Source organism: Cytobacillus sp. FSL W7-1323, from assembly GCF_038595015.1.
GTDB classification, from domain to species: Bacteria; Bacillota; Bacilli; order Bacillales; family Cytobacillaceae; genus Cytobacillus; species Cytobacillus kochii.
Genome location: NZ_CP151998.1, coordinates 2,872,642 through 2,899,366 on the forward strand (window position 1 = coordinate 2,872,642; position 26,725 = coordinate 2,899,366).

Sequence of the window (26,725 nt, forward strand, 5' to 3'; positions counted from 1 at the left end):
ATAAAAGGAATGTTTGATTTATTTGGGAGGGAGTTACATGAGTGAAAAAAGAAAGGAGCCGTTCGGAGATTTAATGAAATCCATGAATCAGTTTTTTCATGATAAACCTGTAAAAAACTTCATGCAGACAATGGACGACTTTTTTAAAAATCCGTTTCCTTTCGCTACTTCTTTTCATGTAGAAGTAAATGAAAACGCCGATGATTATATTATAAAAGCGGAACTACCAGGCATAAACCGTGAACAAATTGAATTGAATGCCATTAATAATTATATTAAAATTACGATTCACCGACTCGATATTGAAACAAGTGAAGATGACTTACAACAAATATATCAAAAAAAACAGGCATTCCAACAATCAACTAGGACGATCCCTTTACCTTTTATTATCGATGAAAGCACCATTCAAGCTTCTCACACAAATGGCTTACTCATCGTAAAAGTGCCTAAACCAAAAGGTAAAAGGATCAGCTTACAATAATATAATGACTGTAAAGCAAGTAGTAAATCTATTTTCTACTTGCTTCTGTATTTAACCACTGATTAAAAGCTCCTGAAGGTACACTGAAGTAGTCTCGTGTAAACTGAAGGAAAATTTCAGTGTCTACTTCTGTTCCGGCAAACTGTTCGTAAAAGGAAGATAAATATTTCTCACCTACTTCTTCGGGACTAATCCCTCTATAAGCGTAATGTTCTTCGATTAATTCGATTATTTCCCAAGCAGGTTGTGCATTTAATATGGCTTCATGTTCAACCTCATTGATATTGGTATTGGATACTTGGCTTCCATTCACATGCTTTTCTAATGCCCCTAATTCTTCTTGTAAGTAAGCCAAAGCCTGTTGCTTACTTTCCTCACCTTGATCAACGATGTATTGATAAGCAGCTAAATGCGATAGACCCGATCCAATCCAGCTATCATTTTGAGGATCCTGACTGATAGCCGATGCATAATAGAGAGCAGCCACTTCTTTAGCTAATATATATGGATTCCGGGCTTCTTCTGGATTCAGCATGACCATACCAGGCACACTCTCAGTTTCCAAGGAATCGCTAATAAAAATATCTGCTTGCTTAAATGGTAGAGGTGCTATCGCCTTTTCAAAATAATCAAAAACTGCTATGATCTCTTCTTCAGCTAAGTCCTTCCGTGATGAAGATTGATGCAAAAAGCTAACCTGCGTATCCTTTTGTGTAATCCTTTCACTTTTCTCCCAATTATCAGATACAATAGAAAAGGAGAAATTCTTCACATCATCGATGGAAACCTCTTCCTTGTCATTCTCAATAGCAGAAGATATAAATGTATATCCTGGTTGAAGGTCATAACTCACTTTAAATGAAGACAATAATGCATGATGATGATGAATATATGGATTATCTTTTGTCGCTTCTGCCCATCTTCCGTTTTTATATGGTGCTAAGGTAAAATACCAGTCTTGGAAAATATCAGCATCCTCTATTCCTGTCATTCTATAGTTAAATTGCACATCAAATTGACTCTCGCCTTGCCATTTTTTAGGTAACGTAATGTAATAAACGTCATCCTTTATTTCATATGGTAGATTTTCCTGGTTTACAATGATTTCATTCAGTTCTAATTGAGCTAAATTTCTCGGTGCAAAAAAAATGAGCTCTTTCCATTTATCTTCTGTTTCGTTCTTAACTGACACTTCTTCTTTCACTGTAAACTCATTTGCACTTTCCATGGAAAGCTCTAAAGAATACTCTCCTTTATTTTCATTTGTTACACCAATTTTCGAATCACTATATTGATTAACAAATAGACCCCCTAAAACAAATAATAAAAAAAGGATAGCAAAACCTACTTTATGTAAACTAAAGTTTAGTAATCGCTTTTCTCCTAATCTTTTTCGTGTGGGTCTCCCTTTTGGTTTAATTCCAGTTTTGATCCAAGGCATTCTAGCATAATCTGCTTGGAATTTATTTTTTAACCCCGCGGTTAATAAGCTAAAAGATATCGTGGTTATTAACAAAATGATAAGTGGCACCATTAAAATATATTGATTGCCCATCAAATTCTCTCTCGCTTGCCCAACAAGACCTGATAATTCTTTTGTAACCGATAAATAGATAACAGGATCATTTCTAACAATCGTTCCGCCGATAAAAATATTTAATAAAGCTAACTGTCCCATGATTGTAATCACATAAACAATTTCCATTGTGAACATCACAAGTAATGATTCTTTTAATTGGGGAAACACGTTACGCCATAACAGCCTCCACCTCTTTGCACCAAGAGTCATTGATGCCAAAACAAAATCTCTTTTATAAATTTCAGCTGTTTTTTGCCTAACAGAAGATACGATACTAGGAGTACCAACAAGTGAGGCAATAACGATGAAATACGCTATAAGAATAGGTGTTTCCAATATAGAACCAAAATTAATAGGCAACAAGCAGAAATATAAAATTAAAAATGCAGGTACATAACTCCAAGCTCCTTCAAAAGCGATAATGAAAGACGGTGTTTTTTTCCATGTACCAATAAACATCCCTAGTACTGTACCGATTATCATTTTTATAGTAGCAACCGCAATGGCAATCCACACCGTATATCGCAAACCATAAAGTATCATTGACAATAAATCGTACCCCCACCGATCAGTCCCTAAAGGGTAAGCCATTGATTCAAATGGTTTTAATGGGGGTGAAATGACATCGCCATCAATATACTTCACCTCTAAAGCCATGAAGATGGAGTGTGGTGCTATTTTCGGACCAAATACCGTAAAAAATAAGACAATCGTTACACTAACTATCCCTAAATACAATGCGTAATTTCGATTATATACCTTATTCATAAATAAACCCTCGTTTAAATAAATAAAGTAAAAGTCTAATAGCTAAAAAGACAAGTAGAGAAATGATTAGCATACAAAAAAGCCCGATGGCAATAGGCTGAGGATCTCCAAAACTTTGAAAAACAAACTTGGTTAGACCTGAGACGTTGAGCAAATATTCCACAATAAATAAATTACCGATGGCAAGGGATAAAACTTTCACCAAATCAGCTACGAGAAACGGCTCAATATTTTTATACACATGCTGAAAATTAATACGATCAACTTTCAAGCCTTTTGCTACAGCTGTACGAATATAATCTTCTCCAGCTATTAAAAAGTACCTCTCAGAAATCAATTTAAATAGATAAATAGAAGGAGCAATCGCAACAAGAACCATCGGGAACCAAATATTCAATGCACCTCCATTCGGTAAAAAGGAGACGACTCTAAAGCCCGTCCATTTATAAATATTCACCGCAAAGAGTAGAGCAAAAATAATAAAAATAAAATCTGGAATGGTTGAGATAATATTCATCATGACACGGAAAATTTTTGTTAAGTAAAATCGACTTAAGAAAATACCGAATAATAAACTTAATAGAATTGAAAGTAATACACCCACAAAAACAATATAAAAGGAAGTGAAAAAATTATCTCCAATTTCTGAAGCAATCGACCTTTGCTCCATCCCTACATAATATGTACCTAAGCTGCCGGTGCTCAACTCTTTAAAGAAATTTCCTACCATTGATGGAAATCGAGCAAAATTCAAACTAACCGTACCATTTGCAGGGTCAACTAAAACGATTGATGGTAAAGTTGCTAGAAATAATATAAGAAAGATGACGATAATCATTTGCTGGATATAACGAACCATTTCTTTCCCCCTTCTGCTTCTTTCGTCATGCTAACTATTTTTCATCTTTCCTCCATTATTGTCAATATTTTTTTGACAATTCCCCCATTTCCGAATAAAGGACTTTTCATTCAGATTTATATTTATTAAATAGCTTTTCAAATGGAAGAAAAAGGGCGGCCAAATATTACTGTGCATTACCTCTTTTTTATGATGACATGTCTGATACGAGTCATCATAAAAAGCCATGTGAGTTTTTGCGGTCACATGGCGGTTTGTTGGTAATTAACTCCTCCTACCTTTTTTTTTAGCTAGATTTTTATTGGTAAAACTTTCATTTTCATACTCAGAATCATATATAATTAATTACAAAGATTGGTGGATTGTAGTTCTATCATATTAATAAGATATCTGTTAATCATTATATTATTTGTAAAAAATTATATTTTTCACATACCAAATATTGTAGTTTAAAGAAAATTATGTTATTTTTATACTCGTAATAAACAAATAATAGAAAGTATGGATGAAATACGAAAAAGAAAATGACAAAACTTATTTGCTCGGTATTGGCAGTTGGTTCAATTGGACTAGGTGCAAATACAGCGTTTGGAGCCTCTACTAAAGAAGTTCTTGAAATTAGGTATAATGGGGCTGCCTGGAATTACTCTAGTTCGTCTTATAAGTCTACTTCGTTTAAATACTCACGAAATGGTAAAACTTTGCTAAACAAAACCGCCTATTCTAGCAAAGTGACAGGTTCTGTTTGGGACGATTTAAGATGGGGAGACAAGTATACTACGAAATTTTCTTGGAGTCGTGGAGCAAAAAATAATTTTCTATAATTTTAATATTCATAATTTTTTTGAGAAAAATCCAATATATATAAGAAATCGTTCGGGCCTGATAGGTACTTTTCTACAGGGCCCGATTAGACTTTTAAATCTTATAAAATACCGCATTACTTTAATTATGAATAATAACTACGTAGTTGATGTCAACTAAAAGGTGATACTATTGAAATATTCTTTATTTAGATTTATCGACGTTATTGAGGCGTTTGCTATCTATCTAATGTGTTTTTCTACAAATTTAATATTTATTTATGTACAAACTTTGGATTTAGGAGATTCTTTTATTTTAGAGTCTTTTTTAGAAAGTATTATAGAGTATCAAATTGTAATAAATATTTTTCTTACATTTATTATGATAGTATTTCACTATCAATTTTTAAATCGTAAGAAAACAGAAATATCCTGCCGAATACTCGTAGGAGATACAATGATAAATGTTGTAATTCGATATATCTTGAATATTCTAACTATATTAGTGTTTAGTTTTTTACTGTCACTCTTATTAAACTTCTATTTAGAGTTGAATGTAACCAGTAATCTCTACTTAGTTTTTATTTTTATTATATATATATTAATTAGTGCAGGTAAGGTGGAAAAAGAATGAGAATTTTACGTTTTTTTATACTTAGAATATTTTTAAAAAGACCGATACTTGTTTTGGGTATGATAACATTACTTTTTTTAGCCAATTATCTTTCTTTTACAACTGTTCGTTCGGTTATATCAACTTTTCAAGGCTATGGAGAAATGGAAAACCTAAATCAAGAAGGGACTATTATTGCTAATCTAGACCCAGATAGTGAAGCTGATTTCAATAAAATTAATATAGAAGATACACAAAAAGTATATGAATACTTAAACAACAATTACACTTATGCTCTGCGAGTCGATGGTTTTGTTACTTCATTACCTAATGAACATAAGATGGAAGTTCCTTTCAATTATATCGATGAAGAGGCTTATAAGATAAATCAATTGAAATTATCTCAAGGAGACCACTTAAACTTCAATTATAAATTTAATAAAGATGATATACCTATTTTAGTAGGTGCAGGTTTGGCCACAACATATCCTGTAGGGTCAAATATTGAGATTACAGATCCTGTGACCCAACAACTAGTTAATTTAAAAGTTCAAGGAGTCTTGAAGAAGAATACTCAAAGTTCTAATTTTTATGCTCCCAACTCAAAGAATTATCATAACTTTTCGATTTTTCTACCTATTAATGAAGAATTTATTCAAAATGCGGGTCTTGACCTCCACGTTAATGGTTTAATGGACCTTGTGCTTCTTGATTCGACAAAAGAAGAAGCAATGAATTTAAGAGAAAATATCAAGGAAAATGTAGGTTTAGAGTTTAACTTTTTTAATCAACAAGAAAACTTTGATTTCTTTGAAGATTATTATTTAAATTCATTTATAATCATCTGTACTATCACCCTTATTTTAACTATAATCATTGTAGGTCTAGCTATATGGAATAATTTGGTGAGTGTTCGATTAATGATAAGAGATTTTACAATCAATTTATTAGTTGGATTAAGTTATTCAAAACTAAGAGCAATTTTCTATAGCTATTTTGGAATATTGTTCTCTATTATTCTAGTCATATTATCTGTGATAACCGCTTATAATAGATACGGCTCTTGGTTAAGAAACGATTCAACTTTTGCTACTTACGGAATATTTGGCTTAATAAGCATGGATTGGATGGCTTTACTTATTGTTCTTTTTATAGATGTTATTATTGCATTTGTGATTGTTGAACTTACGATAAAAAAAATTAAAAGTATTCCGATATCCGTAGGGGTGTTACAATGAATAGTATAATTAAGCTAGAAATCCAGAAAAAAACATTTAAGAAGAAAGGTTTTTCTATTCTAAATGACTTTGATTTGGAAGTGAAACCTGGGGAAAGACTTTCTATTGTAGGAGAGTCTGGAGTTGGAAAAACTTCTTTACTTAATATCCTTGGCCTACTTGATACAAAATATCAAGGGAATTATAGGCTTTTTGATTCACCTGTTAAGGATTTATCACGAAATAAACTAGCTGAGTGGCGTAATCAAAAAATTGGTTTTGTTCTCCAGGAGTCCTCGCTTATTAATTCTTTGACCATAGAGGATAATATTAAATTGCCGCTTATGTATGGTAACGTTGAAAAAAATCTAACTGTACAAGAGCGCTTTAAACGGATTACTAATAAAATTGGGATTGAGCCCATTTTGAAAAAAAAACCACTTGATTGTTCTGGGGGCCAACGATCTAGAGCCGTTTTTGCTAGGGCCGTAATTATGAATCCCCAAATAATTTTATCAGATGAACCAACTGCGTCTTTAGACTCGGAAAATAAAGAGAAAATTATCAATCTACTATTTGATATGAATAAAGAATTTAATACTACTGTTATTACAGTGACTCATGATTTAGATGTAGCCAATCGGCATGAACGTATAATTACTCTCGAAAGGAATGAATAAAATGGGGTTCATTGCAATGATCATTTCATTTATCCTTAGCATATTCTTCACCATTCTTGGTACTTCTCGTAGAAAACTTCATTTTTTATACAAGTTTTTTTAGTGCTAGGAATCATTCTCATACTTTTTGCTGTTTATCTAGCATGGCCTAAATAAGAATCATAATTACATATAGCACATTAAATGAGTTATATTTAGTATTGGTTATAAAATCTCGGTTGCCCAATAAGATTCACTAAAACTCTTTTCTGCTTATGAGTTATGGGTGACCCTGATTTTGCTTTATTGTAAACATCTGTTGTTATTTCTTTATACGTATTGTTGGGTATATCTAGTTTCTAGTTCATCAATAATTTTATAATTTTAATTAATGTTTCAGCACTTAAAGATTGTAATTGGTCATAAACCCATTCTATTTGCGAAAGATATGACATTTATTCACTTCCTTGCTTATCGTGTTTATTAGTCCTCGTTTAATTCAAATGTAATGACTCCCCATTCTCCTTTTCCTTGATACCGTTTAATACTACTTTGAAACACTCTTTTATATCCTTGTTTAGCAATTTCGTTCATCCGTTCACCTAATTCAGAAGGTGTAAGACCAAAATATGGTAATATATAGTTAAAAACTTTGAGGTGCGATAACTTGATCAACATAATATTAATTATTTTCTTAGCATTAACTTTTTTTGCCTCTAATACTGCATTAATTAATACTCATAAAATCCTAAGAGATCTAACAACGATAAAGGATAAACTAGAAATTAAAAAAGATATCCGAATTTCTTTCTAAGGGTGTGCCTGCCGATTTCATCTAAGCCCACCTCTTTGGCAGCAGTATTTAATATCTTCCAAGCTTGCACTCGATGTATACGGGCGTATCCTCTTCTGGACTTAAACAAATACTCTGCTTCTCTTTCTTAACGGTAAAATCCGTAATATGGCGCTTTAGATCGTTGTTAATCTTAAACCGTTTCAATTTACCAGTCTTTTGCTCAGTTATAACGATATGGTTTTTGTTTCTCACTTCACCTACCTTCAACTTAAGCAAATCACTTATTCTAAGACCGGTATTAATTCCTAATACGAATAAGAAGTAATTCCTTTCATGCTGGTTCATCAAGACTTCTTTCATTGCAGCAACTTTCTCTAGATCACGTATAGGTTTAACGGTGTTCAATGCAACAACTCCCTTTTAATATTCTTCTATGGCTTCCAGCACATACCGGCATGAGAAAGGGAGAAATTCTCGGGTTAACTCGGGAAGATGTTGATTTTGAATCTAGAAAATTAAAAGTCAATAGAACTATATAAAAAAACAGGAGAATTTCTCTTGCAATCTCCCAAATCACCTTCATCTGTTAGAACAATATATATGGATGAAGATCTTATAAGATTTTTAAAAAAGCAAAAAGTAAAACAAAACATTGAAAAGATGAAGTTTGGGACTGTCTACAAAGAACATAATATGGTTTTTGCACAAGAAACGGGCGAGTTCATAAACCCTACTGCAGTAAACCAATTATTTTCTCGGTTCATTAGACAGTCCAAGCTCCCTCAGATTAGGTTTCACGACCTTAGACATACCCATGCCACTATTTTATTACAAATGGGCGTAAACCCAAAACTAGTGGCCGATAGGTTAGGACATTCTAGCGTTAAGATTACACTAGATACTTATTCTCATGTTCTACCAGAAATGCAACAAAATCTAATAGACCAATTCTCGAAAGCTATGAAAAGTGGTCAAATTGTGAGCAACTAAGTATTGAGGAGCGCTTAAACCCTACACCTTAAAGAAACCACCGACCCCTTTTACCATTGATGACACTTGGTTTACAGCATTCATCATTTGTCCCGCTGTATCCATCATCTTATTAAAATCAAGTGAACCATCTTGTGACTTAAAGCTATTCATAATCGATTGAACATTACTAGGTTGTTTCGCAACAAAAGATTGTTTTGGATAAGGGTTCATGGTGTTATATTGGCTTTGCATATTATAAGATTTATTTACCGGCTGTTCATTGGGCTCGAGTGGATTGTGAAAATAATTCGGACTATCCTGTAAAGGGTAGTTTGGTTGGTGATTATTTACATCATGTTGAGGTGGATACATATTCCCATATGGAATTGTCTGATAGGGATAATTATTCGTGTAAGCATAATTCATTTGAGATTGATTCCATAATGGCTGTTGTTGTCCATTCATTATTGGGTGTGGAACGGACTGCATTACCGGCAGTTGTCTTATTTCAGCAGGGTAGGACATATTAGATTGGTAAGGTGCATAATATGGATTAAAGCTCCATGCAACAGGCATATTTCGTTTACTTTTCTCATTTCTTTTACGGCCAAACATGGGCAAACATCCTCCTTATTCATCATCATTATACTGTATGATGAATAGGCGAATTAGGTGATTATCCTCAATAATATTTCCATTTTAGAAAAGATATCCTTACTTTTCAATCTGTCATTAATTGTTGAACTTTGTCGGAAGTTTAAATTTTTGAAAAATAAACAATCTATTTATTTCGTGTTACTATAAATTTAAAGATTTGTTTTTTCCTACATTTCTTTAAAACTTCATATTTCATCGCATGATTGGATGAGTATCCTTTTAAGATTATTTCATTATTTGGGGGAGGAAGATTCAAATGAATATTCACGAGCTAAAGCAGAAGTTTCAACAAGTGAAGGAAGTTAAGCCAGATCACGCGAACCAACTACTAGATTTCTCTAAACGAGCTTATATCCACAATGAAATTTCCATTTTGGATTATCGAAATCTTGTTCGTGAATTAGAATCATTAGGTGCTGTCATTCCTGAAAGTTTTTTTAAAGACGGATCCCTAATTACTATGAAATAGGAAAAAACATTCATAACTCAGAAGGAAAAGGAGCCACTTTTTTAGTGACTCCTTTTTCCTTCTATAATTTATACTGAAGCTTGCTCTCCCTTTCCACTCATTCTGTGTAAGAAAAAGTCGCTCAATTATTTCATTCGCCCGAAGTTAGGAGCTTTAAATCCTCTGTCTTAGGCTTGTTCACACTTCACTTTCTTCTACGATTCTTAACAACGTCTCAACAACATATTTTGCAGACTGCAATTGATTTGTAAATCTCGATTTACTTGTTTCAGGGTAAAAGGCTTGAATGGAGCATGTTTCAATTTGGTCATAGGCGGAATTAATTTGCATCGGCCATAGCTTCTTCGTTGCTTTGGACTGTAAAAAATGAAGTGCTTCTTCCTTCCATACATCCAACTCTTGTTTCACCTTGTCTGCATACGGCTTAACTTCGCCGAAAAAATCCGCTTTTTTATTTTCTTTTCTACCATCTATATAGCGCTTCTCTATCCATTCCAAATGCATTAACATCTCTTTTGAGTGTTTGGCTAGCTTGTTCATCATGTTCATCTCCAGTCATTCTGTAAAAATCATAGATGAGCTAACCTTATTGTAGCTTACGACTATACTACTCGTAAATGATTAGCGATAACCAAGTTTGTATTTCACAAAGTGTGAATCCGTCGTATCTTGTTGATGAAGCTCGTCCATCGGAAATTTTTCTAATTCCCCTAACTTTTCATGACACGCTTCTACTTTTTCTATTTGATCTTCTTGTTGATTGAACTTTAATTGTTGTAGATTCTTTTGCACAGCTGTCTCTAAAGCATCCAATTGATTATAGATATCCTCTAGCATGAGTAACAATTCTTGTTTTTCTGTCATATTGGGTTTCATTGACAAGTCATGCCTCCTTTAAGGTCGCGTCTTTGATATAATGTACATTCGCTTTCCTATTTCTTTCTCCTTTGCGATTGACAAAACTAGAACTGATTCGGCAAAGAAAGAAGGATTTTTTATATAATGACCTTCTTTCGACAGCATATGAATAAACGTTTGAAAATATGACTAAACGGCAACACTGAAAAGAAAATGAAACATTTTTGCCTTCTATTACGTCAAATATTACAAAACAAGTACACCTTGTTGGATTAGTGCTTTTTGACCACCCGATTACATCTTGCTTCTGGTATGATAAGGTATAGTTTGTGAGGTGAAGTCTATGGCATTTCATTACCCGAACGGGAGGAAATACGTACCTACAGAAAAAAGCACATTAGAAAAAAGTAAACGCAAGAATCCGTCATATGGTAAAAGAGGTATGACATTGGAGGACGATATTAACGACAGCAACCAATATTACTTAGATAGAGGGATCGCGGTCATACACAAGAAACCAACACCAGTACAGATTGTTCAAGTGGATTATCCTGCAAGAAGTGCAGCCGTTATTAAAGAAGCATACTTTAAACAGGCATCCACAACTGACTATAACGGCATTTATAAGGGTAAGTATATTGATTTCGAAGCAAAGGAAACTAAAAACACTACTTCATTTCCTTTTAATAACTTCCATTTACATCAAATTGAACATATGAGGAACATCATTAAACAAAGGGGCATTTGCTTTGTCATTTTACGCTTTTCGACAACTGACGAGTTATTTTTACTAGAGGCTAAGGAATTACTCGTTTTTTGGGAACGTATGGAAAATGGTGGAAGGAAATCGATGACAAAGGATGAAGTGAGAGAAAAAGGGCATCGCATAATACTTGGCTTTCAACCAAGAATTGATTATATTAAGATATTAGATAACATTTATCAGCTTGATAGCTCAACATAAGGTTTGAGATAGAAAGGAAGGACTTATATGTCAGAACAGTATAAATCTAGGGAGGAGCGCCGAAAACAACAACAGCAATCACCTAAACCGAAGAAGAAAAAATCAGGGAAAACGCTATTCAAGAAGATTTTTCTCACATTAATTGCACTCGGTATTGTTGGGATGATTGCAGGCGCAGCTACATTTGCCTTTATGGTTAAGGATGCTCCCGAGCTAGATCCAGCACTATTAAAGGACCCTATTCCGTCGGTACTTCTCGATATAAATGGAGAAAAAATTACGGAAGTCGGTGCTGGAAATTTAGATTATGTTGAATATGAAGATATACCCGACCTTGTTGAAAATGCTTTTCTAGCAACAGAAGATGTTCGCTTTTATGAACATAATGGCATGGATTTAATTCGATTAGGTGGAGCAGTTATCGCCAACGTAACAAAAGGTTTTGGTTCTGAGGGCGCTAGTACGATTACACAACAGGTCGTAAAGAACTCATTCTTAAATAATGAAAAAACAATTAGCCGTAAAGCACAAGAGGCTTGGCTTTCATTCCAATTGGAACGAAAATATACAAAGCAAGAAATCTTTGAAATGTATGTGAATAAAATTTACATGTCAGAAAATAGTCACGGTGTTTTAACAGCATCACGTTTATATTTTGGTAAAGATTTGGATGAACTGGAGTTACATGAAGCCGCATTACTTGCAGGGATGCCGCAAAGTCCAAACAACTATAACCCGTTTACTCATCCAGAAAATGCTGAAAAACGACGTAACATTGTTTTATCTTTAATGAACCAACATGGATTCATTTCCGAAGAGCAAAAGACTGAAGCACAATCTATTCCTATCACTGAAGGGTTAGTTCCTGAAGGTGAAAGAGAAATAGAAGATGATACACCATATGATTCATTTGTCGATGTTGTCATTGATGAAGTAACTGAAAAATATCCTGACCTCGATATCTTTTCCGATGGTTTAACAATTCATACAACAGCAGACAAAGATATCCAAAAATATGTTTCAAATATCTTAAATAGCGAAGATGTCATACAATATCCAGATGAAGAATTCCAAGCAGGGATTACTTTATTAGATTCAAGTAATGGTGAAGTTCGGGCGATTGGCGGCGGACGGAATCAAGAAGTAAAACGTGGCTTCAACTTTGCCACAGACCAAAAACGTCAAGCAGGTTCAACATTTAAACCGATCGCCGGATATGCACCTGCCATTGAATTTAATCAATGGGGCACTTATCATACACTTGTTGATGAGCCATATAAATACAGTGAAGGAACCGAAGTAAATAACTGGGATAACTCGTTTAAAGGGACGATGACTATGCGCCAAGCATTGGCAGAGTCACGGAATATACCTGCTGTTAAAGCTATTCAAGAAGTGGGCACTGAGCAATCAATGGAATTTGCTAATCGACTAGGCTTTAACTTTAAAGATGAGTATTATGAGTCATCTGTACTTGGTACAAAGGCCGTTTCTCCAATGGAAATGGCAGGTGCTTATAGCGCATTTGCCAATGAAGGTTTCTATACAGATCCTCATACTGTCAAAGCCATTGAAATGCGTGATGGTACGAAGATTGACACCACACCTGAAAGTGAAGCGGTGATGAATGATTACACTGCCTTTATGATTACAGATATGCTGAAGACAGCTATCTCAAGCGGTACCGGTACAACAGCAAATATCCAGGGATTACCTGTAGCTGGAAAAACAGGAACAACAAATTATACAGCAGAAGAAAAACAAAAGTATGATATCCCTAACGGTGCAACACCAGATGCCTGGTTTGCTGGTTATACAACGAATTATACGGCAGCAATTTGGACCGGATATGAAAGTAGGAAGACTTACCTACCATCAAACGGTTACGATCAGAAGATTGCCCAAATGCTCTTTAAAAACATTATGCAATATGCTTCAGAAGGGAAAGAAACAGCTGATTTCAAAATGCCTAACTCTGTTGAAAAAGTGGCGATTGAAAAAGGTAGCAACCCTGCAAAACTAGCAAGTGAATATACACCAAGTGATCAAATTATTACAGAGTACGCTGTCAAAGGAAATGCACCAAAAACAGTCTCTGAAAAGTTCGATAAGCTTGAAGCACCGAATGGTTTCAATGCCAAATATAATAAAGAAGCCAATACGATCGAACTCGTATGGAAACATAAAGACAAAGATAATACTCAGTTTGTGGTAACCGGCGCTATTAATGATGGCGGAGCCCAAGAGCTCACGACAACATCTGAAACATCACTTACGATTGAAAATCCTGAACCTGATAGCACATATACCTTCACTGTAAAAGCGGTTCAAGATGGTAAGGAAAGTGATGCTGCCCAAACATCTGTTAACATACCGGCCAATGAAGAAGAGCCAGAAGAAGTCGAACCACCTGAAGAAGAAACGCCAGGTGATGGACAACAACCACCTGGAGACGAAGAAGGTGGCAATGATAACGAGAATGGCAATGGTGACGGAAATAACAGCGAAAATGGCGATGGTAATGGAAATAACAATGGTGAGGGCAACGATAACAACAATGGTAATGAGAATGGTAATGAAGATAATAGTGAAGAAGAAAATCAATCACCTGAAGAAGAACCATCACCACCAGATGAAAATCCTGAGGAATAATCGTTATTTTAAAAGCAGAGAAGATATCTTCTCTGCTTTTATCTTACCTGTGTGATTTTCTTCAAAATATTCAAGCAGGCATTTACTTAAGTTTCTGCATAAGAAAAAAACACTCTTCGCATTTTTATTGCTTCGAGTGTTTTTTTCTTATCCTATTCTTAGCATCTAATTTAATCACTTCATTTATGAGTTCAATTAATTGAATAAAAGCTAAATGAAGTGCAGGTTGCCCCATAATAAATTGTAATCGATCGGCAAAGTTGAATGGGAGATGTACCAAGCCATCACCTATTTGTTGTTCATCCAATGATACTGGTTTTTCATTTAACCAATAAACATATTGAACTAAAAGGGCAACTCCCAAAACCATGAGTTGCTCTGCTTCCTGCTTATTTCTTTGTTGATGGGCTGATTTTAGCCTGATCTTTAATTGATCCCATTCTTTAAGAATCATTGCGATGAATCGCTCTGACTCTTCCCAAGGTTTTTCAGAAGCTATTCCTTGATACAACTTTCTTTCGTAATAAAATGGGACAAACTCTCCTACTTGATCCTGTATATTATTAAAAAAAGGATGCTGTAACCTTTTTAACCGCTCATTCATATTATTTTACGCACCTAAACTTTTCATTCTCTTTTTACCTTCTCTACAAATATCAAGAACGGGACATTCCTGACACTTTGGATTTTGTGCTTTGCAATGGTAGCGCCCAAAGAAAATTAAGCGGTGGTGGGTCACAGACCACTCTTCTTCTGGTATTTTCTTCATAAGTGCTTTTTCGACCTCTAGAACTGAATCCTTCCATCTACAAAAGCCAAGACGTTTACTTACCCTCTCCACATGTGTATCAACAGCTATTGCAGGGACATTAAAAGCCACTGATACAACCACATTCGCTGTCTTCCTTCCGACTCCTGGTAACTTTGTTAATTCATCCCGATCAGCAGGAACCACACCATCATAGTCATCTATTAACATCCGACATAGTTTTTGAATATTTTTTGCCTTATTTCTATATAAACCAATCGAGCGGATATCCTGTTGTAATTCTTCAATGGATACATTTAAATAATCCTCTGGTGTTTTGTACTTTAAAAAAAGCTTGCTCGTCACTTTGTTCACTAATACATCGGTACACTGCGCTGATAATGCCACCGCAATCACAAGTTCAAAAGGATTCTTATGAACGAGCTCGCAGTGAGCATCGGGAAACATTTCTCCCATCTTATCTAAACAATATCTAATGTCTTTCTTATTTAACATATATCATCACCATTCATACTATTGTTCTAACCAATTATAAAAAGGTAGCGACTCATTTCTCTTATCACTATTCTCTACACTTTTCATTCTCTTCACTTGGTTTTGTCTAAATTTCTTCCCTTGATTCGTTGCTTGTTCTACTGTTTTTATACCATTCTTTTTCCATTCAAACAAGATACGATCAATATAGCGGAAATTCAATTTACCAGATATGACCGCTTCTTTTAATGCTGCCTTAATGATTTTCACCTCATGATGGTCATCATCTAACCAAAGCGCTAGAGTTTCACATTCAAAAGGAGAGAGCGGCCTGCCAAATTCACTTTCAAACACTGAATACAAATCAATTTCGTCTTGCTGATTTTCTTTTGCTTCATTTCTTTTATCTGCAATTAAAAAAGCATCTGCTAATTTTTCCCAAAAATTATCTAAACAGTATTTTTCAAAGCGAATACCCTCTTCACTATAACCCTCATTTATAGTGATTAACCCTTTTTGTATTAAACGGCGAAGCATCCCCGCACAGTCCTCTGCTGAATAGGTCATTACTTCTGCAAGTTCAAAAGGTGTCGGGAAGTCATTTCCCTTATCACTAATTGAAATCAAATGGAGGATAAGGACTACTTCCTCTTCTTTTAGGTTCATTGCTTTGTACTGCGTTAATAAAGCTCCAGGAATTGTAATGTCTTTTTCCTGTAACCATTTTAATAATATCTTCTTTGGCATCATACACACCTCCATACAAGTATATCATGAACCCTTTTAAGAAAAGTATAGAAATGTATTCAAATAAAAGGTGTAAAAAAGTGAAAAAGAGCCACAAAATGACTCTTTTTCGTTTGTTATTGTGTGAAAAGCTTAAGGATATAAACGGTTTAGAAGTCTTGGGAATGGAATCGACTCTCTCACATGCTCCACACCACTAATCCAAGCAACTGTTCGCTCTAGACCTAATCCAAAACCAGAATGAGGAACTGAACCGTATTGTCTTAATTCTAAATACCATTTGTATGCATCCATGTCTAATTCATGTTCTGCCAATCTTTGTTTCAATAGCTCGTAATCGTGGATACGCTCTGATCCGCCAATAATTTCTCCATATCCTTCTGGCGCTATTAAATCCGCACAAAGGACAACATCTTCTCTTTCAGCATCTGGCTGCATGTAGAAAGGCTTGATTTTTGTTGGGTAATGTGTAATAAAAACGGGTTTATCATAGCTCTCGGCAATCGCTGTTTCGTGTGGCGCGCCAAAGTCTTCTCCCCATGTAATATCATCAAACCCTTTTTCTTGTAAAAATGTAATGGCTTCATCATATGAAATTCTTGGGAATGGTGCTTGAATTTTCTCCAATTTAGACACATCTCGGTCTAATGTCTTCAATTCAACTTGGCAGTTTTTCACAACAGCTTGGACAATATAGGAGACATATTCTTCTTGCACTTTCAGATTGTCTTCAAACTCATAAAAAGCCATTTCCGGTTCAATCATCCAAAATTCGATTAGATGGCGTCTCGTTTTTGACTTCTCAGCTCGGAATGTTGGCCCAAATGAGAAAACTTTCCCTAAAGCCATCGCCGCAGCTTCCATATATAATTGACCGCTCTGAGATAAGTATGCATCTTCATCGAAATACTTGGTAGCAAATAATTCAGATGTTCCTTCAGGTGCACTACCGGTTAGAATCGGTGGATCAACCTTTGAGAAACCATTTTCATTAAAGAATTCATATGTAGCACGAATGATTTCATTACGAATTTTCATCACAGCATGTTGTTTTCGTGAACGTAACCATAGGTGACGGTGATCCATCAAAAACTCTGTTCCATGATTTTTCGGCGTAATTGGATAATCAGTAGATTCATGAATCACTTCTACATCTGTAACGAGTAATTCATAACCTAAAGGTGAACGATCTTCTTTTTGTACTTTCCCTATTACGTACACACTAGATTCTTGTGTAACCGATTTTGCTGCTTTAAATACTTCTTCAGAAACATCTGCTTTTACAACCACACCTTGGATAAAGCCAGACCCATCACGTAGCTGTAGAAAGGCAATTTTCCCACTGGAGCGTTTATTTGCAATCCATGCACCTATTTTTACTTCTTGATCAACATATTTATACGTTTCAGCAATTGTCGTTTTAATCAATTTAATACCCCTTCCAAAAACATTTACCAATTAGATTCAAGTCGCCTTTATTATACCCTTCTCTGATTCTCGAGGCAACTTTTCATCATACATAACTCTAGCATGAGAAAAGGAAGTGAAGGGCTCCACTTCCTTTAACGATTACTGCAGTTTTTGATTCACAAATTCATGTATTCGACGAACAGCTGCTTCTAATAGGTCAAGTGATGTCGCATACGATAAACGAATATTTTTCGGAGATCCAAAACCAGAACCAGGAATAACAGCTACCTTCGCTTCTTCTAATAATCCTTTTACAAACGCATCAACATCTTCATAACCTGTAAGCTTTGCTGCTTCTTCTACGTTAGGGAATAGATAAAAAGCACCTTGTGGTTTAATACATGTGAAACCTGGAATAGCTACTAATTGTTGATAGATAATATTTAAACGTTCTTCAAACGCATTTTTCATTTCTTCTACAGGTTGCTGTGAACCATTATAAGCTGCAATCGCTCCGTATTGAGAAGGAGTAGTTGGATTAGATGTACTATGACTTGCAAGGTTTGTCATTGCTTTTATAATGGCTGTATTTCCGGCAGCATAACCAATTCTCCACCCTGTCATTGAATGAGACTTTGAAACTCCATTGATGATAATCGTCTGCTCTTTCAATTCTGGACTGATTTGTGCGATCGAAATATGCTGATGTCCATCATAAGTCAACTTTTCATAGATTTCATCAGAAATAATTAAGATATTATGTTTCAAACAAAATTCACCAATCGCTTCTAGTTCCGGTTTGCTATAAAGCATGCCTGTTGGGTTACTAGGTGAATTAATGATGACGGCTTTTGTGCGATCTGTTATAACTGTCTCTAACTGCTGAGGCGTGACCTTATATTCATTTTCTTCAAGACCATCAATAAATACCGGCTTTCCGCCTGCTAGTTTAACTTGCTCTGGATAACTTACCCAATACGGAGTTGGAATAATGACCTCATCACCTTTATTCAAGATGACTTGGAATAAAGTGTATAACGCATGCTTAGCACCACTTGTAACAATAATATCCGACGCTGGAATATCAATCCCTTGATCTTGTTTAAACTTGTTAGAAATGGCTTCTTTGAGTTTAGGAAGTCCTGCAGCTGCAGTATACTTCGTATATCCTTCATTCATAGATTGAACAGCTTCATCAATAATATGCTGGGGTGTATTAAAGTCTGGTTCACCCGCACCTAAACCAATAACATCAATTCCTTGTGCCTTCATTTCTTTTGCCTTAGCTGTAATTGCTAAAGTTGTAGATGGTGTCAGTGATTGCACTCTTTGTGCTAGTTCAAAGTTCATTATCCTAATCCTCCAGAATGTGTAATCTATCTTTATATATATAAGCTGACCATGGAATAGTCAGCCAAACCACTTATTTAAAGATTTTCTAATATTTTTAATTCTTCGTTACCTGTCTCATAATCTATTACATAATAATTCAGAAGGCCTTCGCCAGTTTTATAGGAAATCTCCCACAGAGGGATAGATTTTTCCATTCCAAGGTTGACAGAAATAATATCATTGGGATTTTTTTTATTCTTTACCTTCTCGATTGCTTCTTCTTTTGAAATCCCATCTTCTTTATTTTTTATAATCACTTCATCCTCAGAATCGGCTGAAACCCATACATACACCTCTTCATCTTCTTGTGTAATGCCATCAATAATGTAATACGTTTCATTACCATTATATAGAGTTACTCTTTTTACGGTCTGTAGATTCGCCTCATTTTCCGCTTTTTCTTTTGCCACTTTTTCCGCTTGATTTATCGGCTCCATCGCTTTTATATAAACTTTTGCCGAAAAACCGATAATGACAACCATAATGGCTAGTACGATGATTAGTATTTTTTTCATTCTTTTCACTACCTATGTACGATATATTGTAAAAACAGCTTTGCTATCATCATCCTTATCCAATGCTAAGCCGAACATTAAATCTTTTTCTTTTAATGTTCTGTTTAAACTATCAACAACTTTGTATAAATCTGGACTATTTTGAATCGTTACTGTTGATAAGATCTCAATCTTGCTTTCCATCTGTATTTCCTCCTTGACAAGTAAGGCCGATTTTCTCTGTTACGTCTAATAGTATACCAGTAAAAATGGTTTGCATAAATATTAGACGATTAGTTTTTAAAAATTATAACCATTCTTCAATGATATGAATCGTTTCATTCAAATCACACTCTTTAGCTTCAACAGACGGTATCGATTGTAGAAAAGCTTTTCCATAACTTGCAGTTTTAATTCTTCTATCAAATACAATCACAACACCCCTGTCGGTATTCGAACGAATTAAGCGGCCAAACCCTTGTTTAAAACGAATCACAGCTTCCGGTATAGCGAGCTCTTTAAAAGGATTTCCCCCATCTCTTTTCATCTTTGCAGCTTTCGCACTAGCTACAGGGTCATCAGGCGGTGCAAATGGTAGGCGAACGATAATCAAGCATGATAAGTCTTCTCCAGGAATATCTACACCCTCCCAAAAACTACTTGCGCCTAATAATATCGCTTTATCAAACTTTTGGAAATTTCTCGTCAATCGCGAGCGACTACCTCCTGAGATTCCTTGAGCAAAGATCGCGTACTCACTAAGAAAGTCCGATTCCTTTATGAGTTGATACGTTTCTTTAAGCATTTCAAATGAAGTGAATAAAATGAGCATGCGCCCCTTGGTTACTTCAGCAACGGAAATAATTTGCTCTGCGATACTGGCAATATACTCTTCCATTTTCACCGCTTTAATATCTGGTAAGTCTTTCGGTATAATCATTTTCACTTGTCTTTCATATTGAAATGGTGAAGGGATTTGCTGACTAGTACAAGGTAAACCTTCTAGGCCTAATTCTTTCTCCATATATTGAAACGACTGGTTTACGGTCATTGTAGCAGAGGCTAAAACAACACTTTTTTTCTTGGTAAAAAAGGACTGACTTAGCCGTTCAGAGACATCTAATGGTTCCGCATAAATAGAAGTGACATTCTGAATTGCACGTAAATCAACTTCTACCCATGATGCTAAGGGAGAATCTTGGCTGTTTTTAAAAAAGAAGTCCAACGAATTGACATAACCTTCTAATTCCCTTACAGCAGATGCGACATCTTCTAATAGAGGCTGTGACTTTTCCGCAATAGGAGATGGTCCATTTTGAATAGCATGTAGCCTTGCTGTCAACATTTGAATAACCTCTTTTAGAATAGAAGAAAACCTCTCCACTTGGATATCCATTTGACGCCCATATTTAGCGATTAGGTTTTGGACATTCATTTTCACTCGCACTAATTTACTCTTCTTAGGACTAGATTTTTGCACAAGCTTCGAAATTAAGTAAAAGAACTCATCCATTTCTGTATGTAAGCTCTCCATCATCTCATTTACCTCAAATGAATGAATAACCTCATTTGAAACACCGACTTCTTCTAGCAATTGCTCAAGCTGAAAGATCCACTCTTTTTGTTCGAATAATCCTAATTTATTAATCGTGAGCCGAACAGTCATAAAATCTAGCATGCGTCCAAAATAAGGAGATGCAGCTTTTACAAAATGATGAGCCTCATCAATAATTGCATATTGATATGATGGCAAGATATCATAATCACTGATTGTATCAGAAAGTAACATACTGTGATTCGTAATAATCAATTGTGCTGACTCAGCTTGCTTCTTTGCACGATTATAAAAGTCTTTTTCTCTAAAGTCCTTGTCGTTAATAAATAACATGCGGTTATTTTTAATTTGATTCCAATACAATTGACCGCCACTAGATAAATTAAGTTCGTCGACATCGCCTGTTGTTGTTTCCGTTAACCATACTAAAATTTGCATCTTCGTTAAGCATGTATCATAGTTATCATCATGACTTCTAAGTGTATGAATAAACTTTGCTAAACTAATATAATGATTTCTTCCCTTTAGAATACTTGCCTTTATTGGCATTGGTATCATTTGCGTTAGTAAAGGTAAGTCTTTCTGAAGCAATTGATCTTGAAGTTGAGTTGTGAAGGTACTAATCACAATTCTTTCGTTTTCCTGCAAAGAAAAAATAATAGAAGGAAGTAAATAAGCCAATGATTTACCTACACCAGTTCCCGCTTCAATAAGTGAATGTTGTTCGGAAATAAATGCCTTATAAACTGCATCCATCATCTGATATTGTCCCTCTCGTGATTCAAAAGGTTTGAACACTTTTTGCAAATAAGCTTCTTTTTCTTCTTTTGTATAAGGATACAAGATACCAGATTTGTTTAATTTACCTTCTTGCTTGTTTTGACTTTTACGAAGAGCGATTCCATGATCAATTTCTAAATTGCTAGGAAGGGATTGATGGCTCTCCTCTTTCCATTGAATCCAATCATCTAAATATAAATCTAAGTCACTTTTTAAGCCAAAGGAAATATCTTTTAATTGTTTCAAAGTAAGCAATGGTAAGCTTTTCATTTTCTGTTCTAATATTAAAAGTAATTCTGCCGTTACATAAGCATCGCTATCCGCTTGATGTGGTCTCACATGAGAGAGACCTAAGTTTAGCGATAAATCAGATAGCTTATAGCTATCCTCACTTGGTAAAAAAATCCTTGCCAGTTCAACTGTATCTATAATTGGCCCATAAAAACCGGCTAAACCAGCCATTTTAAACTCTTCCTGTAAAAACGATAAATCAAAAAGGACATTATGTGCAACGAAGTAGGCACCTTCAAGCATTTGCTCCACTTTCTTGGCAATCTCTGAAAATTTAGGTGCTGTGGCCACCATTTCGTCTGTTAGTCCGGTTAGTTCTTCTATAAATGGAGGAATACTGTGACTTGGTTGTACAAGTGAAGCGTACTGTTCAGTTATCTGTCCATTTTCAATCACTACTGCTGCTAATTGTATAATTTGATCACCCTTTTTAGGTGAATTTCCTGTTGTTTCTAAATCTACGACAACATATTTATTACTCATGGTTACACCTCGAACATTCTGTCACACAAAACGTTATCATAAAAAGGATAAAAGAGAAAGTTATCTTTCTTTATTTCGCAAATGAGGAGTTTAATCATCAAACAGATACCCTTCGTTTATAGTAAATAATTCTAATAAATTTGCATAACCCTATCAATTTACACCTAACCAAATGAGCTTTTCTTCTCTTCTGAACACTTTTGCAAATTGTACATTCTATCTTCTTATTCACTCACGTTTTTTAAGAATATCTCACTAATCTCTTCCCAGTTATCAAGAAATGATTCCCTGTTCAGTTGATCCAGTTCAAGATAAAGATTACGTGCTTCTTTATCGACTTGTAAATAGTATGCCCGATAGTTTTCATCTAAGCGTAAGAAAACATCGGTATCTATCTTGTTTTCCTCATTTAAATAATTGATAGCCAATTGTAGATTTTTACGCTCTCTATTCATCTTTTCCTGCTCTTTTTGATGCCAGTCATTTAATTGTTTTTGCACCGTTTTATTAAGATTATTAATGGCATCATTGCTATTTCTATGCCATTCTGACCATACTTCAGCCATTTCCGTGGTTCGTTTAAATTCTGCCTTTAAATCCTCTTGATTTTGGACATTAATAAACTGCCCATTTGCAGCCCTTGCCATTTCTTTCAACTGCGTTAAGCCATCGTTATTAACTTGATAGCCAATGATTTGAACGACTGGACTTAAGTTAGAATCACTCAGTTTTTCCATTGCCTGTACAGGATTTCCTCCACAAGTTTCGATTCCATCACTCACAAGATAAATAATATTCGTATTCTCTGAACCATCATGTGATTCTAAATTAACCATTGCTTGTTCAACTGCTTTTGTCATTGGTGTCCATCCAGCTGGATTAAATTTACCTAGAGCATTTGTAAACTCTTTACTATCATAGGCTGAAAGAGAATACACTTCTTCTACAGTACTGCATGAAACTTCTTTATCTGCTTCATCTCCTGTTCCTTTATGTCCATATACAGTTAATGAAACTTTCGCTTTTTCTGGCAAACTATCAACAAATTGATTAATCGCTTCTTTTGCAAGTTCCATTCTTGTTTTACCATTTTCTAGGGCACCCATACTACCACTAGCATCAAGTAATATAGCTACATTATAATTTTTCTTTAATTGGCTTTCCTCATCTGTAACGGTTGGATCTGCAAATTTCATTGCTTGCCATTGATCAATCGGTACATTTGGCATACTTAAATTCTCTTTAAATAGGGAAAAGATGTCACGTTCATAAGCATCAATCTCTTCTTCTGTAGCCTCCATCGTAATAGAGGGTAGCTGATCAAGTGCCGACTTTACTTCATTGGAAAATTCCTTCATCGCCCATTCCCCTGTGTAACCATAGTCAACTGATTCCTTAAACGATTGGGGAATAGGTAACGAAGTTTGAGAAACTGGATTTTCTTCATCTTTTATATCATTTGCTTTATCTGCTACAGCCTCAATTGATTCATCCTCATCTAAAACTTCTTCTTTTTTTGTCTCTCCGTTACTACACGCAACAATGATGAATATCGACAAGACTGCTAATGCTAATAATAAAGCTGTTTTTTTCACCTTGACCGTCTCCTTCAATGGTTTATTTCTCTTTATCCCTTCATACTCATACGAATTATTTTACCATTATTAACTAAAACTGTTGTCATTTTGTGCAAAAAGAAACTATGAATATAACAAGTCTGCAATGAACCCTATCTGCTTAGTAACTATTTGTATCGATAAACACAATAAAAAGCACAAACAAATCCTTTTTTAAAACAGAATTTGTTCGTGCTTATTCACTCAAGCATTTTTCTCAAACAGTTCTATAATTTTACAAAATCGTACTAGCTGGTTCCTGGTGAAGCATATCAATGATTTGATTATCTGCTCCCATAATCGCTACTTTTGGTTGATGACCTTTGAGTTTTTCCTCCGCTACTTGAGCATATGAAATGATAATCACAATATCCCCTTGTTGAACGAGACGTGCTGCAGCGCCATTAACACAAATAACACCACTCCCTCTTTCACCAGGAATAATATACGTTTCGAATCTTGCTCCATTATTGTTATTAACGATTTGTACCTTCTCATTTGGTAACATATCAACAGCATCTAAAATATCACTATCAATCGTAATACTGCCGACGTAGTTTAGGTTCGCTTCTGTTACTGTTGCTCTATGAATTTTGCCATTCATCATTGTTCTGTACATATTAAACCCTCCTCTATGACCTCATGCTGTGATGATGATATTATCGATTAAGCGGGCCTTGGTAAATTTCACGGCCAACGCTATAATGATTACACCATTAACTTCATCGCTTGGTTGTAATTCTGGATAAGAAAGAACCTCAATATAATCGACTTCACCACTTGTCTTCTCATGGAGCATTGTTTTCATCACGTCAATGATACGTGCTGTATTTTTTTCTCCTTCTGTGATGATTGCTTCCGCTGCCTGTAAACTCTCAAAAAGCACAGCCGCCTCTTTGCGCTCTATTTCTGTTAAAAATACATTTCTTGAGCTCTTTGCCAATCCATCACTTTCTCTCACCGTATCCACTGCAATAAGTTCAATCGGAAAATTTAAATTTTTCACAAGCAAATCTATTACAGCAAGTTGTTGTGCGTCTTTTTTACCGAAGTAAGCTCTTTCCGGCTGAATTATATTAAATAATTTAGAAACAACCACGACAACACCGTCAAAATGTCCAGGTCTAGAAGCACCACAAAGTCTTTCTGTTCTTTCTTCAACATGCATTGTTATTGCTTGCTTCTGCGGATACATTTCTTCTGCTGTTGGATGAAACAGGTAATCTACCTTCACTTCTGCTGCTAATTGCATATCTCTTTCTAAATTTCTCGGATAAGTGGCTAAATCTTCATTTTCTCCGAACTGTAGCGGATTTACAAAAACACTCATGACGACTATATCATTTTGTGAACGTGCTTTTTTAGCTAATGTTAAGTGGCCTTCATGCAAATAACCCATAGTCGGGATAAGCCCAATTGATTTTCCTTCTCGTTGGAAGCCTTTGATGATTTTCTGCATTTCTTTGATGCTTGTCACTTTTTTCATTTCTTTCCTCCGTAGAGACTTAAAAGTTCTTCTTCTTTCATATTAAAAGAATGGCTATCCTCTGGAAATTGTCCACTCTTAACCTCTTTTACATACGAAGAAATGGCTTCTTCCATCATTTCTCCACTATTTAAATAGCGCTTAACAAACTTTGGTACGCGCTCCACGCCATATGTGAGAATGTCGTGGTACACAAGTACTTGGCCATCTGTATGCACACCCGCACCAATCCCAATTGTCGGGATATTTAAGATTAATGATACTTCTTTAGATAGCTGTTGCGGCACACATTCAAGAACAAGAGCAAAAGCCCCCGCTTGTTCACATTTTCTTGCATCATTGATTAGTTTTTGGGCTGCTTTTGCATCTTTTCCCTGTACTTTGTAACCACCTAACACACCAACTGATTGTGGTGTTAAACCTAAATGTGCCACAACTGGTATACCTGCATTTGTCATTGCAGTAATTTTATCTATTACTTCATCTCCACCCTCAACCTTAACTGCATGAGCACCAGTTTCTTGAATCAGGGTTCTCGCATTTATGAGCGCGTCTTCCATGGAAATATGGTAGCTCATAAACGGCATATCTACCACGATAAAAGTGTCTTTTGCCCCGCGCTTCACAGCTTTAGCATGGTGAATCATATCATCCATTGTGACCGGAATCGTTGAATCATAACCTAATACAACCATTCCTAGTGAGTCGCCGACAAGAATCATATCGACATTAGCTTGCTCTGATAATTTAGCCTGTGGAAAATCATATGCCGTGAGCATGGCTATTTTCTCACCTTTACTTTTCATTTTCAAAAAATCAGTCGTTTGTTTCATCCTACTTCCTCCTTTTTTAATAGGAAGAGGTGATGATCTACTGAT

At 35.2% G+C, this 26,725-nt stretch carries 25 protein-coding genes; 7 read left to right on the forward strand and 18 right to left on the reverse strand.

The genetic code is table 11. From position 1 onward, the window contains the following. Window positions 1-37: 37 nt before the first annotated feature. Window positions 38-484, forward strand: a complete 447-nt coding sequence (locus tag MKX67_RS14485; protein WP_095372803.1) for an Hsp20/alpha crystallin family protein — start codon at window positions 38-40, stop codon at window positions 482-484. 28 nt (window positions 485-512) lie between these two features. Here MKX67_RS14485 and MKX67_RS14490 read toward each other — a convergent pair whose 3' ends face one another. Beyond that, window positions 513-2,831 (reverse strand): ABC transporter permease, encoded by a 2,319-nt coding sequence (locus MKX67_RS14490; RefSeq protein ID WP_342488407.1) that lies wholly within the window; start codon window positions 2,829-2,831, stop codon window positions 513-515. Next, window positions 2,824-3,690, reverse strand: a complete 867-nt coding sequence (locus MKX67_RS14495) for an ABC transporter permease subunit (protein WP_342488409.1) — start codon at window positions 3,688-3,690, stop codon at window positions 2,824-2,826. Before MKX67_RS14495 ends, MKX67_RS14490 begins: the two co-directional genes overlap by 8 nt. Before the next feature lie 1,433 nt (window positions 3,691-5,123). On the opposite strand from MKX67_RS14495, the gene MKX67_RS14500 reads away from it, so the two are divergent. Both MKX67_RS14500 and MKX67_RS14505 read left to right on the forward strand, forming a co-directional pair. Beyond that, complete coding sequence (locus MKX67_RS14500; protein ID WP_289434048.1) at window positions 5,124-6,344, forward strand: peptide ABC transporter permease; 1,221 nt, start codon at window positions 5,124-5,126, stop codon at window positions 6,342-6,344. Beyond that, a complete protein-coding gene (locus tag MKX67_RS14505) occupies window positions 6,341-7,003 on the forward strand; it encodes an ATP-binding cassette domain-containing protein (RefSeq protein WP_251161904.1) in 663 nt (220 codons plus the stop codon). The genes MKX67_RS14500 and MKX67_RS14505 overlap by 4 nt, the downstream gene beginning before the upstream one ends. Window positions 7,004-7,844: 841 nt before the next feature. Here MKX67_RS14505 and MKX67_RS14510 read toward each other — a convergent pair. Then, complete coding sequence (locus MKX67_RS14510) at window positions 7,845-8,183, reverse strand: tyrosine-type recombinase/integrase (RefSeq protein ID WP_342488412.1); 339 nt, start codon at window positions 8,181-8,183, stop codon at window positions 7,845-7,847. A gap of 153 nt (window positions 8,184-8,336) precedes the next feature. Between MKX67_RS14510 and MKX67_RS14515 the strand changes: the two genes are divergently transcribed. Beyond that, window positions 8,337-8,768 (forward strand): site-specific integrase, encoded by a 432-nt coding sequence (locus MKX67_RS14515; RefSeq protein WP_342488413.1) that lies wholly within the window; start codon window positions 8,337-8,339, stop codon window positions 8,766-8,768. Window positions 8,769-8,789: 21 nt separating this feature from the next. Here MKX67_RS14515 and MKX67_RS14520 read toward each other — a convergent pair whose 3' ends face one another. Beyond that, entirely contained in the window at window positions 8,790-9,365 is a 576-nt protein-coding gene (locus MKX67_RS14520) for a YppG family protein (RefSeq protein WP_233435226.1), read from the reverse strand. Between the two features lie 298 nt (window positions 9,366-9,663). Here MKX67_RS14520 and MKX67_RS14525 point away from each other — a divergent pair, with 298 nt between their 5' ends. Beyond that, window positions 9,664-9,876, forward strand: a complete 213-nt coding sequence (locus tag MKX67_RS14525; protein WP_095372800.1) for a YppF family protein — start codon at window positions 9,664-9,666, stop codon at window positions 9,874-9,876. Window positions 9,877-10,053: 177 nt separating this feature from the next. Here MKX67_RS14525 and MKX67_RS14530 read toward each other — a convergent pair whose 3' ends face one another. Beyond that, complete coding sequence (locus MKX67_RS14530; RefSeq protein ID WP_157733944.1) at window positions 10,054-10,416, reverse strand: DUF1798 family protein; 363 nt, start codon at window positions 10,414-10,416, stop codon at window positions 10,054-10,056. Window positions 10,417-10,497: 81 nt separating this feature from the next. Then, a complete protein-coding gene (locus tag MKX67_RS14535) occupies window positions 10,498-10,758 on the reverse strand; it encodes a hypothetical protein (protein ID WP_342488414.1) in 261 nt (86 codons plus the stop codon). 319 nt (window positions 10,759-11,077) lie between these two features. Between MKX67_RS14535 and recU the strand changes: the two genes are divergently transcribed. Together recU and MKX67_RS14545 are read left to right on the forward strand one after the other, a co-directional pair. Beyond that, the gene (gene recU / locus MKX67_RS14540) at window positions 11,078-11,698 is read left to right on the forward strand and encodes a Holliday junction resolvase RecU (RefSeq protein ID WP_342488415.1); all 621 of its coding nucleotides are present in this window, start codon (window positions 11,078-11,080) and stop codon (window positions 11,696-11,698) included. Window positions 11,699-11,725: 27 nt separating this feature from the next. Then, window positions 11,726-14,350, forward strand: coding sequence for a PBP1A family penicillin-binding protein (locus MKX67_RS14545; RefSeq protein ID WP_342488416.1), 2,625 nt, complete (start codon window positions 11,726-11,728; stop codon window positions 14,348-14,350). A gap of 124 nt (window positions 14,351-14,474) precedes the next feature. Here the strand turns inward: MKX67_RS14545 and MKX67_RS14550 are convergent, their stop codons facing one another. From MKX67_RS14550 to panB, 12 genes are all read right to left on the reverse strand, one after another. After that, window positions 14,475-14,954, reverse strand: a complete 480-nt coding sequence (locus tag MKX67_RS14550; RefSeq protein ID WP_095372795.1) for a YpoC family protein — start codon at window positions 14,952-14,954, stop codon at window positions 14,475-14,477. A 6-nt stretch (window positions 14,955-14,960) separates the two neighbouring features. Then, a complete protein-coding gene (gene nth / locus MKX67_RS14555; RefSeq protein ID WP_095372794.1) occupies window positions 14,961-15,614 on the reverse strand; it encodes an endonuclease III in 654 nt (217 codons plus the stop codon). Between the two features lie 18 nt (window positions 15,615-15,632). Continuing rightward, the gene (locus tag MKX67_RS14560; protein ID WP_307313069.1) at window positions 15,633-16,340 is read right to left on the reverse strand and encodes a DnaD domain-containing protein; all 708 of its coding nucleotides are present in this window, start codon (window positions 16,338-16,340) and stop codon (window positions 15,633-15,635) included. A gap of 132 nt (window positions 16,341-16,472) precedes the next feature. Beyond that, entirely contained in the window at window positions 16,473-17,765 is a 1,293-nt protein-coding gene (gene asnS / locus MKX67_RS14565; protein WP_157734009.1) for an asparagine--tRNA ligase, read from the reverse strand. A 144-nt stretch (window positions 17,766-17,909) separates the two neighbouring features. Further along, window positions 17,910-19,100 carry a pyridoxal phosphate-dependent aminotransferase gene (locus tag MKX67_RS14570; RefSeq protein WP_095372791.1) on the reverse strand — a complete coding sequence of 397 codons (1,191 nt, stop codon included), beginning with the start codon at window positions 19,098-19,100 and terminating at the stop codon, window positions 17,910-17,912. Between the two features lie 77 nt (window positions 19,101-19,177). Beyond that, window positions 19,178-19,657, reverse strand: a complete 480-nt coding sequence (locus MKX67_RS14575) for a DUF5590 domain-containing protein (RefSeq protein ID WP_095372790.1) — start codon at window positions 19,655-19,657, stop codon at window positions 19,178-19,180. Between the two features lie 12 nt (window positions 19,658-19,669). Continuing rightward, complete coding sequence (locus tag MKX67_RS14580) at window positions 19,670-19,840, reverse strand: YpmA family protein (RefSeq protein WP_095372789.1); 171 nt, start codon at window positions 19,838-19,840, stop codon at window positions 19,670-19,672. 103 nt (window positions 19,841-19,943) lie between these two features. Next, the gene (gene dinG / locus MKX67_RS14585) at window positions 19,944-22,745 is read right to left on the reverse strand and encodes an ATP-dependent DNA helicase DinG (protein WP_095372788.1); all 2,802 of its coding nucleotides are present in this window, start codon (window positions 22,743-22,745) and stop codon (window positions 19,944-19,946) included. 224 nt (window positions 22,746-22,969) lie between these two features. Next, the gene (locus MKX67_RS14590) at window positions 22,970-24,340 is read right to left on the reverse strand and encodes a VWA domain-containing protein (RefSeq protein WP_095372787.1); all 1,371 of its coding nucleotides are present in this window, start codon (window positions 24,338-24,340) and stop codon (window positions 22,970-22,972) included. Between the two features lie 256 nt (window positions 24,341-24,596). Then, window positions 24,597-24,980, reverse strand: a complete 384-nt coding sequence (panD, locus tag MKX67_RS14595) for an aspartate 1-decarboxylase (RefSeq protein ID WP_095372786.1) — start codon at window positions 24,978-24,980, stop codon at window positions 24,597-24,599. 21 nt (window positions 24,981-25,001) lie between these two features. After that, window positions 25,002-25,847, reverse strand: coding sequence for a pantoate--beta-alanine ligase (gene panC / locus MKX67_RS14600; RefSeq protein WP_322909553.1), 846 nt, complete (start codon window positions 25,845-25,847; stop codon window positions 25,002-25,004). Further along, on the reverse strand, window positions 25,844-26,680 hold the full coding sequence (gene panB / locus MKX67_RS14605) for a 3-methyl-2-oxobutanoate hydroxymethyltransferase (protein WP_307313060.1): 837 nt from the start codon (window positions 26,678-26,680) through the stop codon (window positions 25,844-25,846). The genes panC and panB overlap by 4 nt, the downstream gene beginning before the upstream one ends. Between the last annotated feature and the right edge of the window lie 45 nt (window positions 26,681-26,725).